At 68.5% G+C, this 11,625-nt stretch carries 11 protein-coding genes; 10 read left to right on the top strand and 1 reads right to left on the bottom strand.

What is annotated here, in order from left to right:
• The first annotated feature begins 414 nt into the window (after positions 1-414).
• The 10 genes from AB4Z09_RS03390 (at position 415) to AB4Z09_RS03345 (ending at position 8,261) form a co-directional block, all read left to right on the top strand.
• The gene (locus AB4Z09_RS03390; RefSeq protein WP_442239164.1) at positions 415-1,650 is read left to right on the top strand and encodes an anion permease; all 1,236 of its coding nucleotides are present in this window, start codon (positions 415-417) and stop codon (positions 1,648-1,650) included.
• 13 nt (positions 1,651-1,663) lie between these two features.
• Positions 1,664-1,930 (top strand): hypothetical protein, encoded by a 267-nt coding sequence (locus AB4Z09_RS03385; RefSeq protein WP_174912561.1) that lies wholly within the window; start codon positions 1,664-1,666, stop codon positions 1,928-1,930.
• A gap of 213 nt (positions 1,931-2,143) precedes the next feature.
• Positions 2,144-2,419: a DUF3349 domain-containing protein gene (locus AB4Z09_RS03380; protein WP_254623033.1), complete on the top strand. Its 276-nt coding sequence runs from the start codon at positions 2,144-2,146 to the stop codon at positions 2,417-2,419.
• A gap of 22 nt (positions 2,420-2,441) precedes the next feature.
• Positions 2,442-2,744 carry a DUF3349 domain-containing protein gene (locus tag AB4Z09_RS03375; RefSeq protein ID WP_114718737.1) on the top strand — a complete coding sequence of 101 codons (303 nt, stop codon included), beginning with the start codon at positions 2,442-2,444 and terminating at the stop codon, positions 2,742-2,744.
• Positions 2,745-2,785: 41 nt separating this feature from the next.
• Entirely contained in the window at positions 2,786-3,961 is a 1,176-nt protein-coding gene (menE, locus tag AB4Z09_RS03370) for an o-succinylbenzoate--CoA ligase (RefSeq protein ID WP_174912564.1), read from the top strand.
• Between the two features lie 257 nt (positions 3,962-4,218).
• Complete coding sequence (locus tag AB4Z09_RS03365) at positions 4,219-4,752, top strand: hypothetical protein (protein ID WP_147283449.1); 534 nt, start codon at positions 4,219-4,221, stop codon at positions 4,750-4,752.
• Between the two features lie 368 nt (positions 4,753-5,120).
• Complete coding sequence (locus tag AB4Z09_RS03360; RefSeq protein ID WP_429515917.1) at positions 5,121-5,675, top strand: hypothetical protein; 555 nt, start codon at positions 5,121-5,123, stop codon at positions 5,673-5,675.
• A 146-nt stretch (positions 5,676-5,821) separates the two neighbouring features.
• On the top strand, positions 5,822-6,346 hold the full coding sequence (locus tag AB4Z09_RS03355; RefSeq protein WP_174912569.1) for a hypothetical protein: 525 nt from the start codon (positions 5,822-5,824) through the stop codon (positions 6,344-6,346).
• Between the two features lie 113 nt (positions 6,347-6,459).
• Positions 6,460-7,434, top strand: a complete 975-nt coding sequence (locus tag AB4Z09_RS03350) for an ATP-binding cassette domain-containing protein (RefSeq protein WP_114718732.1) — start codon at positions 6,460-6,462, stop codon at positions 7,432-7,434.
• Positions 7,431-8,261, top strand: coding sequence for an ABC transporter permease (locus AB4Z09_RS03345; RefSeq protein WP_174912572.1), 831 nt, complete (start codon positions 7,431-7,433; stop codon positions 8,259-8,261). The genes AB4Z09_RS03350 and AB4Z09_RS03345 overlap by 4 nt, the downstream gene beginning before the upstream one ends.
• A gap of 4 nt (positions 8,262-8,265) precedes the next feature.
• On the opposite strand, the gene AB4Z09_RS03340 is transcribed toward AB4Z09_RS03345, so the two are convergent.
• A complete protein-coding gene (locus AB4Z09_RS03340) occupies positions 8,266-11,616 on the bottom strand; it encodes a BTAD domain-containing putative transcriptional regulator (RefSeq protein ID WP_442239163.1) in 3,351 nt (1,116 codons plus the stop codon).
• Positions 11,617-11,625 lie beyond the last annotated feature (9 nt).

Below are 11,625 nucleotides of genomic sequence, written 5' to 3'. Positions count from 1 at the left end.
CGGGGACGAACGGGCGTGCTCGGTGGTGCGGTCACGCCCTACAGGGCTGCCGCTCCGAGCACGTGGATCGACAAGTAAAGGTCAAGTAATCGATTTCGTTTCTTTAGGTAAAGACACGAGGTCGAGTGATGTCCCAGACCGCTTTTCTCATCGCGCCACCCACTCCTTCGCCCCGCTACCCGAGGCTTCATGAGCCCCGATGCGGAGGACCGTAATGAGGATCACACCCACGCCGAGGGCCCATCCCGGTGAGTGAGACTTCGTAGTGAGGCGGGCCACAGGCAGCCGAAAAACGTGAGTGTCCACACACCACCGGAACCGTCGTGCGAGGTGATGGGACGACGCAACCGGGATCACGGCTTGTTCACCGGATGCTCGCTGTACTTTTACGCTTTCGATACGCACAATTCGCTTGTGACCGCAGAGCTCGTCGTTCTCTTGGTAGTGGTCGTCACTGCCCTCGCATTCGATTTCACGAACGGCTTCCACGACACCGGGAACGCGATGGCCACCTCCATCGCCACCGGCGCACTCCGACCGAAGGTCGCAGTGGCACTCTCTGCAACCCTCAATCTGGTAGGCGCCTTCCTGTCCGTGGAGGTCGCCGCGACCGTCGCCAAGGGCGTGGTCAATCTTGGGACCGTCAGCGGTGAGGACCTGCTGCTGATCGTGTTCGCCGGCCTCGTGGGCGGCATCCTCTGGAATCTCGCGACCTGGCTGTTCGGCATGCCGTCCAGCTCGTCGCACGCCCTGTTCGGCGGCCTCATCGGCGCGGCCATCGCCTCGATCGGCATGAGCGGCGTCGAGTGGGGCGGTGTGCTCGGCAAGGTCATCATCCCCGCCCTGCTGGCTCCCGTGGTCGCCGCGCTGGTCGCCGCGGTCGGCACCAAGCTGATCTACCGCATCACCCGGGACGTCCCGGACGACAACAAGAGCAAGGGCTTCCGCATCGGCCAGGTCGGCACGGCATCCCTCGTCTCACTCGCGCACGGCACGAACGACGCCCAGAAGACGATGGGCGTCATCTTCCTGGCCCTGGTCGCCCACGGCTCCATCACTGCAGACAGCGAGATGCCCTTCTGGGTCAAGCTCAGCTGCGCGGTGGCGATCGCCCTCGGCACCTACCTCGGCGGCTGGCGCATCATCCGAACCCTCGGCAAGGGCCTCGTCGAGATCGCTGCCCCGCAGGGCATGGCGGCAGAGTCGTCGTCTGCCGCGATCATCCTGACCTCGAGCCACCTCGGTCTGCCGCTGTCGACCACCCACGTCGCGACCGGCTCGATCCTCGGTACGGGACTCGGCCGCAAGGGTGCCGAGGTGCGGTGGGGCGTCGCCGGCCGCATGGCGGTCGCCTGGCTGATCACGCTGCCGTCCGCCGGTATCGCCGGCGCGATCTGCTGGGCCCTCGCACACGTGATCGGCGGCCTGCCGGGCGTCATCGTCGTGTTCGCCCTGCTGGTCGTACTGTCGGCGTTCATGTACATCCGGTCGCGCCGCGAACCGATCGACCCCAGCAACGTCAACGCCGAGTGGGAGGGCGGCCTGGCCCCCACGAACGACGCGGACGCCGCTTCGGCCACGACCACAGCCACGGCCGCTGCCGTGACCGACCAGACCTCCGAGGTCGAGCCCACCACCCGCAAGATCTGAAAGGAGACGACCGATGGATCTACTCGCACAGACCGCCAACTCGCTGTGGCAGGTCGTCCTCGTCGGACTACTGCTCGGGGCAGGACTGCCCGCCATCTTCGCGCTGGGCCTCAAGTCACTGTCCATGGGCGCACAGCCGGGTCCCGACGGACAGGCGTCGACGCTCGGCAAGCTCGGAGCCGCCCTCTGCTTCGCCGTCGTGCTGATCGCGATCATTGCTGGGATACTGATGTTGATGCAGAACTTCCTGGCCAGCAGTTTCGGCATCCACGTCTTCTGAGTGAGGTAACGCACCGACCCGCGTCCCCACTCCTTCGTGAAAGTGATCGCATCCGTGACTGATGACTCGCACCGCTCGGCGACTGATGACTCGCACCGCTCGGCGACTGATGACTCGCACCGCTCGGCGACTGATGGCTCGCCCCGCTCGGCGGAACACAAGAGCGCGCTTCGCTCGGTACTCGACTGGCTCCGCGCCGGCTATCCGGAGGGGATTCCCGCCAAGGACCATTTCGCGCTGCTCGCCGTCCTGGGACGCCGACTGACCGACGAGGAGATCGGGCAGATCGTCGAACTGTCGATCGAAACCGCCCACGAGCATCCCGACCGGCACGTCGACTACGACGCGCTGAAGAGCATCATCGCCGGCGTCATCCGCGAGCAGCCGACCGAAGAGGACATCGCCCGCGTCACCGAGCGCCTCGCCGCGGGTGGTTGGCCCGTCGTCTCCGACGAGCAGGAAGCGTCGAGAGAACACCAATACCGCTGACGGACCAAGTTCAGGAGCACCATTGAGCCTGCCTCCGTTCCTCTCCTCGATCATCGACTGGCTGCGCGCCGGCTACCCCAACGGCGTTCCCGAGCAGGACTATGTCCCGCTGTTCGCTCTCCTCACCCGCCGACTGTCGGAGGACGAGGTCGACATCGTGACCGCAGCCCTGGTCGACGACGGCGACCTGCCGATCTCCAAGACCGACATCCAGGTGCTCATCACCAAGATCACCAACGAGATGCCGCTCGAATCCGACGTGGACCGCGTGCGGTCGCACCTGTCGTCCGGGGGATGGCCRCTCGCCGGTCCACCGGCGACCTGACCCGTGTCCGACCGGGACGCTCCCCGTGAAACCATCGAGGAGTGAGCCCGGTCCTGCACACCCTTCCGATTCCCGCCGGTAGCGCGGCGACGGCCCTCCTGCCCCGGCTCGAACGACTCCTCGACCGCGACGGCCCACCCCTCCTACCGGTACCGGAGCAGGACCAGCAGGAGACGAGACGCCTGTGCGACGCCCTGCGTCCGGGTGAGGCGATCGACGATGTGCCCGGCGCCGACGACATCGCGCTCGTGATGGCGACCTCGGGCACCACCGGGGTCCCCAAGGGCGCCATGCTGACCTCGCGCGCGCTGCGGGCCAGCGGCGACGCGACACACCGCAGGCTCGGCGGGCCCGGGTCGTGGTTGCTGGCACTGCCGGCACACCACATCGCGGGCATGCAGGTGCTGCTGCGGAGCGTGCTGGCCGGCGCCGCGCCCGTCGTCGTCGACGTCACACGCGGATTCGATCCGGCGACCCTGCCGGCAGCCGTCGACGCGATGGCGGGGCCACGTCGCTACACCTCGCTGGTGCCCACCCAACTGGTCAAGGCCCTCGACGACGCCGCGGCGGCCGCCGCACTCGCCGAACTGGACGCCGTCCTCCTCGGTGGCGCCGCGACACCTCCGCCGCTCCTGCGCCGGGCCGTCGACGCCGGACTGACGATCGTGCGCACCTACGGGATGAGCGAGACGTGCGGCGGGTGCGTCTACGACGGCACACCCCTCGACGGTGTGCGGGTCCGCATCGCGGACGACTCCCGCGTCCTGCTCGGTGGAGACACGCTCGCATCGGGGTACCGCGGGATTCCCGATCACCCGGCCTTCAGCGAGCCCGGATGGTTCCGCACCGACGATGCCGGAACCGTCACCGACGGCGTCCTGACGATCCGCGGGCGGTTGGACGAGGCGATCTCCACCGGCGGTCTGACGGTGGTGCCGCAGGTGGTCGAAGCCGTCCTGATGGAGCACCCGGACGTTCGCGAATGCGCGGTGCTCGGTGTCCCCGACGAACGACTCGGCCAGCGGGTGGTGGCGGCGATCGTGCCGGAGGACGGGACCGCCCCCACCGTCGACGACCTGCGGGCCCATGTCGGCGCCTCGCTCGACGCGACCGCGGCACCGCGGGAGGTGAAATTCGTCCGCTCACTCCCGCTGCGGGGGCCGGGCAAGGTGGACCGCAAGGCCCTGCAGACAGCCTGGATTCGAACGAATAATTGATCCAGTTGATCAGTATCTGCCGGCCGAGACACGATTGTTACTCTTCGGCGCGGCGGGTTCGGCGCGACGGTTCTCCCTGATCAAAGGGAGTGCAGCGGGGAGGTAAACGATTCGGCGCCACCCGCGGGCGCGGCCGATTCCGCCGAAAACCCTTGCCCGAAAACGTAAACGGGCCATGCTTCGCCTGTGATCTTGGTTTCGGGGAACCGAGCACCGCGATCGCCTGTCCACCGACACTCCATCGACAGGGGTTGATCATGCAAACACGTCCGTCTACATCTCAGCTGTTACGCCGCACGACCGTCGGGGCCGTCCTCGTCGGCGTGTCGGCACTCACCGCACCCGCAGTTGCGGGCGCGGAAACCGTGGAGCTCACCCGCCCCACAGTGACGTTCACCGTCACCGACAGCACTTTCGACCTGACGCTCGAGAATCCCAACAGCGATCCGACCAGCAGTTGCGGGGCGTTCGTGGTCCAGGCCTCGAAGCTCTCCGCACTCGAGGAGGATCCGTCGAGGATCAACGAACCCGGCTTCCTGACATGGCGGACCGCACGCAGCGAGCGCGTCGCGGCCGACTCGTCCCGGACCTACACCTTCGACGTCCCGCGCGGATTCTATGCCGTTGTGGGCGAATGTGTTTCGCCCACACAACCGAAGCCGTCCGCGAGCGATCCGCAGGTGGTGTCGGTTCCGCGCAGCCAGTACACAGGCAGTTCGAGCGCAGCCCCCGCAAACATCGCGGGCATCGCCCGCGGCCTCTTCTCCGGCGGCTCGCTCGCCGCAGGGTAGCCCGAGTCGGAGCATCGGCCGGGCAGGAAACCCCTGCCCGGCCGATGCGAACCGACCGCCCCGAAATTCGGGTAGTTGAACAAGCAATTGAATACCTAACGACCACTGAAACAAGATTGTTACATAGGTCCCAAACCGGCTCGTACGGTGGGGATTTCCGCTGATCAAACATCGTTACCGGGCGGTAGGAACGGAACATTCCTCGCACCGAGGACCGCATTTCGTTACGGCCCCGAGAGGTTCACCTTGCGGGAACTTGACCCAACCCCGATGCTTCTCCCCAGTGATCTTGGTTTCGGGTCTTGGTTTCGGGGAGCCGGGCGCCGCGATCACGTGTTTCGAACACTCGTACTCAACAGGAGTTGTCCATGCACGTGCGTACTCGAAATCTGTTCACCCGCAGTGTGGCCGGTGTCGCGATTGCCGGCGCAGCCGCTCTCGCCGCCCCTGCCCTCGCGTCGGCCGCACCCGCGGTCAAGGCGCCGACGGTCACCGCGGCCGCCGCGAGCAGCACCATCACGGTGACGGTGGCGAACCCCAATACCGATCCTTCCGTCACGTGTGGCGCCCACGCCTTCGCCGCGTCGCGCGCGAGTGAACTGGAGAAGGATCCCTCCAAGCTCTTCGAGCCCGGATTCACGTTCTGGAAGGTCTCCGACAAGGCCCGCGTCGGCGCGTCCGACACCAAGTCCTTCACCACGCCGGAGTTCAACGACGGCGTGTTTGCCGTTGTCGGCGAATGCACTTCGGCCAACGGCGGCACGCCGGTGCTGGGCAAGCCCCAGGTCGTCAGCCTGCCCGAGGACGCGATCTTCGGCAGCCTGCGCAACGGCGCACTCGAGAACGTCCTCGACTTCGTCCTGGAGGGCAACATCGACGGACTGATCAAGGCCATCTCGGCCGGATCGTCTCAGCCCGCCTGACAGACCACCCGCACCACAGAACGTGCGCGGCGGTCCGGACACCAGTCGGGGATGCCCGGGCCGCCGCGCATCCTTTCCTGATCCGCTCGCCGTGTCCGCCTCGCGGTTCCTCGCGCCGAGCCGGCCACTGTCGAAAGGTCCACACCATGCGCTTACGTTCCACCTCACTCGTCACCCGTCTGGCGGCAGGGAGTGCCGTCGCCGCCGCGGCCCTGATCGCTGCTCCCGCGCTCGCGTCCGCCGCGCCCGCCACCTTCACTGGACCCACCGTGACGGCGGAGGCCGCCGGAGATGCGATCGCCGTCTCCATCACCAACCCCAACGTCGACTTCCCGACGAGCACGTGCGGTGCCGTCGCGATCGACTCCGTCAAGGTGCCCGAGGCGGTCGACGACCCGCTCAAGCTGCTCGAGCCCGGATTCGTTGCTTGGACCAGTGGTCTCGACAGCGTCGGCGCGGGTGTCACCAAGGCGTACACGACACCGGCCCTCACCGGTGGCATGTACGCCGTCGTGGGCGCGTGTGTGTCGCTGGCCAATCCCGTTCCCGAGCTGGGCGATCCGGTCCTCGTCGGTGTCGGTGACACCTTCGGCAGCCTCGGGACGATCACCGGCAGCCTCGGTGACTTCATCCCGAACATCGGCGACCTGATCGGTGGCCTACTGAAGTAGCTCGACCCGCACGAAGACCCGGGCCCGCGGTGCATTGCACCGCGAGCCCGGCGCGTGTCCGGACGCAAGCGCGGTGCAAGGGCGGTGCAAGAGGGCACCGTCATGGTTGTGCCATGAACCTCGATACCTCACCCCCGGCCATCGAGGCCGTCGGGCTCGTCAAGACCTTCGGGCAGCAGCGGGCCGTGGACGGCGTCAGCCTCACCGTCCCGACCGGTTCGGTGTACGGCGTGCTCGGCCCCAACGGCGCCGGCAAGACGACGACAGTCCGGATGCTCGCGACCCTGCTGCGGCCCGACGGCGGCGAGGCCCGCATCTTCGGCCGTGACGTCGTCCGCGAATCGACGGCCGTCCGTTCCCTCGTCGGCGTCACCGGCCAGTACGCGTCGGTGGACGAAGACCTCACCGCCACCGAGAACCTCGTGATCTTCTCGCGGCTGCTCGGCCTCGGCCGCGCCGACGCCAAGCGCAAGGCCGTCGAACTCCTCGAAGAGTTCGGACTCACCGAGGCGGCGTCGAAGCCGCTGAAGAACTTCTCCGGCGGCATGCGCCGGAGACTCGACCTCGCGGCCAGCCTCATCGCCCGTCCCCCGCTGCTGTTCCTCGACGAGCCCACCACGGGCCTCGACCCGCGCACCCGCGCGCAGATGTGGGACACCATCCGCAGGCTCGTCGCCGAGGGCTCGACGGTACTGCTCACCACGCAGTACCTCGACGAGGCCGACCAACTGGCGGACCGGATCGCGGTGATCGACCACGGTCGTGTGATCGCCGACGGCACCGCCGACGAACTGAAGGCGTCGGTCGGAGTGTCGGCACTGCAGTTGACCCTCGCCGATCGCACGCAGACCGAGGAAGCCCGGTCCGTGATCTCCGCGATGCTCGGCATCGAGGCAGCGGTCACGCCGGAGTCCGGACGTATCACCGCGCCGCTGACCGATCCGTCGATCACCGCGGATCTTCTCGTGCACCTGCGCGACCGGTCCATCGCGGTGGACGAGATCACCGTGTCGAAGCCGAGCCTTGACGAGGTCTTCCTCACCATCACCGGGCACGACACTGCCGAGTCCGAAGGAGACGCCGCATGACCACCACACTCACCTCGCCTGCGCGACAGGGAGACACGCGGACGATCGAAGCCGCCGACCGCATCGACCTCCGGGACGCGATCGCCCACACCTTCACGATGGCGTACCGCGGCATCCTGAAGATCAAGCACAACCCCGAGCAACTGTTCGACGTCGTGATCCAGCCGGTGATCTTCACGTTCATGTTCACGTACATCTTCGGCGGCGCGATCTCCGGCGACGTGAAGTCGTACCTGCCCATCATCATCCCCGGCATCCTCGTCCAGACGGTGATCACGGCATCGATCGTCACCGGCACCCAGTTGCGCGAGGACATGGACAAGGGGGTGTTCGACCGGTTCAAATCGCTGCCGATAGCCCGGATCGCCCCGCTGTCCGGGGCCCTGCTCGCCGACGTCGTGCGGTACGCGATCGCGACCACCATCACGATCGTCGTCGGCATCGCCATGGGTTACCGCCCGGGTGGCGGATTCGTCGGCGTGGTGTGCGCGGCGCTGCTGATCATGGTGTGCGCGTTCGCGATCAGCTGGATCTTCGCACTCATGGGCGTGCTGATGAGCAAGGCCTCCGCCGTGCAGGGCGTCTCGATGATGATCCTGTTCCCGCTCACGTTCATGTCGAACGCGTTCGTACCGTCCGACACGATGCCGGGCTGGATGCAGGCGTTCGTGAACGTCAACCCCGTCTCGCACCTGGTGACCGCGGTCCGCGAACTCGCCAACGACGGCCACTTCGGTATCCACGCGGTGTATGCACTGGTTGGTGCCGCCGTCATCGTCGCGATCATGGCCCCGCTCACGGTGCGGACCTACATGCGCAGGACCTGAGGCCTCACGCCTCCGTCTCGGAGAGAAGGCCGAGTATCTCGCGACGCGCGGCGGCGCGCGGCGTCCCCTCCACGGACGCCAGCGCCGCCGCAACGGCATCGTGACCGAGCAGATCCTTCGCCAGCTCCAGATGTCTTTCCAGTCTCATCGACGGATAGTCCTGGCGTGCTTTGACTTTCGCTGCGAGCGCAAGCAACCGCACCCCACGTTCGACGGCGCGGCCGGTGGCGACGGCGAAGCTACCGACAGCGCACGCGACCGCCCCGGTCTGCGGTAGATCCGGGTATCCGCGGGAACCGAGGCGCTGCATCGCAACGGCTTCGAGGCGAAGTGCCAGATCTGCGACAAGTTCCGAGCGTCCGGCGAGTACGTGCGCGTCCACGACAGCGGACACGACCATGATCTCGAACGGATCGGCCGGAAGCTCGCCCGCGAGGTCGCCGGCCTGTTCGGCCGCCCGGCGGTATTCGGCCAGTCCCCGATCGACGACACCGGTGGCCAGATCGGCCTCCGCGGTACTCGCCGACAACGCTGCCTGGTTGTTCGTGTCGTGATCGCTGTTCGCGCCGCTGCCCTGCGCGCTCGCGTGCAGCGGGACGAGCGCCGCGAGTTCGGTGCGCGCGTCGGCGATCCGGTCGGCACCGACGAGAGCAGCCACCATGAAACCGCGCACCTGCAGGCTCTCGTCGTACAGGTGCATCGTCCACAGGACTTCGGCGGACCGCCGGTAGAACTCGACCGCTTCGCCGTAGCGCGCGGACTGGGAGTACAGGCCGCCGAGGTGCTGACACACCATCGCCAGGCCCCAGCTGTCGTTCAGTTCCTCCGCCAGGGCGAGCGCCTGCCGTGCGTCGGACTCCGAACCGAACAGGTCCCCGATGTTCTCCCGGAGGTTGGCGCGCGCGATCAACGCGGAGCTGCGCGCCCCCGGGTCGGTCGACCGCACCGCCGTCGCGAGCGTCCGCGCCAGGCCGCGCCCCGATCCGGGCACCAACATCAGTGTGGCGTTCACCCGCGACGACCCGCTGATGTCCGTGCGGGCGGCGAGCAGTCGTCGCAGACGAGTGCGGGCAATCGCGACCACGCGCAGATTGCCTCCCATCGCCATGTGGGCGGCGGCCAGCACGTACGCCGCCGCGAGGTGATCCGCGGGTACGTCCTCGGCGGGGAGGCCGGAATCGTCGAGTTCGAGCACTCGCGGTGCCCACGCGAAGACCTCGGAGTGCGCGCCGCGAAAGGCCCACATGCCGCCGAGCACGGGGAAGATCGTGAAGACGGCGCGAACGAGCTTCTCCGACAGCGCATATCGCAGCACCGCGAGCAGGTTGTCGTGCTCGGCCTCGACACGGTGCGCCGCCGCGATCTGACGGCCGGACATGAAGTCGTGGAACACCTCCCGCGAGAAGCACTCCGCCCACTCGACCGTCCGACGACGCACCTCGGCGTCCTCGTCACCGTCCGACTGCTCCTCGCCGAACTCCCGCACGGTCTCGAGCATGTGGTACCGAAGCCCCACGGCATCGGCGCCGTCGGGCGGTTCGACCACCGACAGCATCGACTGGTTCACCAGGCCCTCGAGTGCATCGGCGACGTCGACGACCTCGCCCCACTGCGCCACGGCGACCGCGGCGTCGGCCGTGAATCCTGCCGGGAATCGGCATATTCGACGCAACGCCGCCTGCTCCGGCTCCTCGAGCAGGTTCCAACTCCAGTCGATCACGGCACGGAGCGTGCGGTGCCGTTCCGGCGACGTCCGGTCCCCCGAACGCAGCAGCGCGAACCGGTCCACCAGTCGGGCGTTGATCTCCTCGACGCTGAGTGTGCGGACCCGTGCCGCGGCGAGCTCGATCGCGAGCGGCAGCCCGTCCAGCGTCCGGCACAGGCGCTCGACCTCACCGTCGTCCAGACGCACCGAGGGGCGCACCGCGAGCGCCCGTGCCCGGAACAGTTCGGTGGCGGGCGATCCGTCGTCGTCGATCGCCAACGGTGCCAGCGGATACACCGCCTCCGCGGTGATCGACATCGGCGACCGGCTGGTCGCGAGGACCGTCAGGTGCGGGCTCGCGGCGATCAGGTCGGACACCGCGTCGGCGGCGTCGTCGATCAGGTGCTCGCAGTTGTCGAGAATCAGCAGCGACGGTCGGGCCGACAGCGCGTCGCGCAACCGCTGGCGCGCGTCGTGGATCCGGGTGCGGGTGAGCGCGCCCGGCGTGAGGTCGGCCTCGCTCAGACTGAGGGTGCCGCTGATCGCGGCGATCAGGTCCTCGCCGCTGCGCAGCGGCGCGAGTTCGACGAGCGCAACCGGCATCCGGCCCGAGACCTCGGCCCCCACCGCGTGCGCGACCCGCGTCTTGCCGGTGCCACCGGGCCCCAGGACGGTCACCACCCGCGACGACGCCAGCAGCAGTTCGAGCGCCGCCAGATCGGTCTTCCGTCCGAGCAGCGGGTTGGGCGCGGCGCGGAGCCCGATCACGTTGGGCAGCATCCGGGTTGCCGCCTCCGAAAACCCCGCTGCCTCCGCTGCCTCCGCTGTCTCCACCGCACCGCCCGACTCCTTCCGCGCCGCGCGATCGGTCCGATCGCCGCGCAGGATGGCGGCATTGAGGTCGACGAGCCGGGCGGACGGGTCCACGCCCAGGCGATCGGCCAACCGGCCGCGCAACCCTGCGAACACCTCGAGCGCCTCGTTGGATCGACCCGAGCCGTGCAGGCACTCCATGAGCAGCGCGTGCGCGCCCTCGTCGAGCGGCGACGCACCCGCCGCGGCACGCGCGATCGGCAGCGCGACGGCGAACTCGCCGGACGCCAGCAGCGCAGCGAGTTCCACCGCGTCGAGCGCGCCGCGATGCGACGCGGCCTCGGTCGCCAGGTCGTCGGCGAGGTCGCCGCCGGGCAGGTCCGCCCCCGGCTCGCCGCGCCACAGCGCCCGGGCCCGGCGCACCGCGTCCAGCGCGCCCCGCTGGTCCCCGTCGGCGTGACGCTGTCCCGCTTCCCGCGCGAGCAGACGCGCGCGCGTCAGATCGACCTGTTCCGGTGCAAGGGCAAGCCGGTAGCCGGCCGGACCGGCCTCGATCGCCCCGTCCGGCAGCGCCGAGCGCAGCCGGGAGATCTGTGTGTGCAGGGCGTTGGCCGGGGACTTCGGCGGGGCGTCACCCCAGACGTCCTCGACCAGCGCCGCGGCGCTGCGGCTGTGTCCGGGCCGCCGCGCGAGCGCCACCAACAGAGCGCGGGCGCGCGGCCCGGGCAACGGAATCAGGACACCGTCTCGGCGTGTGGCAACGCCACCCAACAGCGCCACCTCGACCGGCGGCTCCGTGGGTGCCGGGGACTGGGGATCGCTCGTCACGGTTTGCACCGGCGACAA

Origin of the sequence: Rhodococcus sp. TAF43 (assembly GCF_052113525.1) — a bacterium.
Lineage (GTDB): Bacteria > Actinomycetota > Actinomycetes > Mycobacteriales > Mycobacteriaceae > Prescottella.
The sequence above is the reverse complement of the archived record's forward strand: the minus strand, read 5'-3'. Positions and strand labels throughout refer to the sequence as shown.

What these genes read in the sequence shown, in the direction of transcription:
- AB4Z09_RS03385 (WP_174912561.1), top strand. Translation starts at nt 1,664, where the DNA reads ATGGATCTACTCGCACAGACCGCCAACTCGCTGTGGCAGGTCGTCCTC.
- AB4Z09_RS03365 (WP_147283449.1), top strand. Translation starts at nt 4,219, where the DNA reads ATGCAAACACGTCCGTCTACATCTCAGCTGTTACGCCGCACGACCGTC.
- AB4Z09_RS03360 (WP_429515917.1), top strand. Translation starts at nt 5,121, where the DNA reads ATGCACGTGCGTACTCGAAATCTGTTCACCCGCAGTGTGGCCGGTGTC.
- AB4Z09_RS03355 (WP_174912569.1), top strand. Translation starts at nt 5,822, where the DNA reads ATGCGCTTACGTTCCACCTCACTCGTCACCCGTCTGGCGGCAGGGAGT.
- AB4Z09_RS03350 (WP_114718732.1), top strand. Translation starts at nt 6,460, where the DNA reads ATGAACCTCGATACCTCACCCCCGGCCATCGAGGCCGTCGGGCTCGTC.
- AB4Z09_RS03345 (WP_174912572.1), top strand. Translation starts at nt 7,431, where the DNA reads ATGACCACCACACTCACCTCGCCTGCGCGACAGGGAGACACGCGGACG.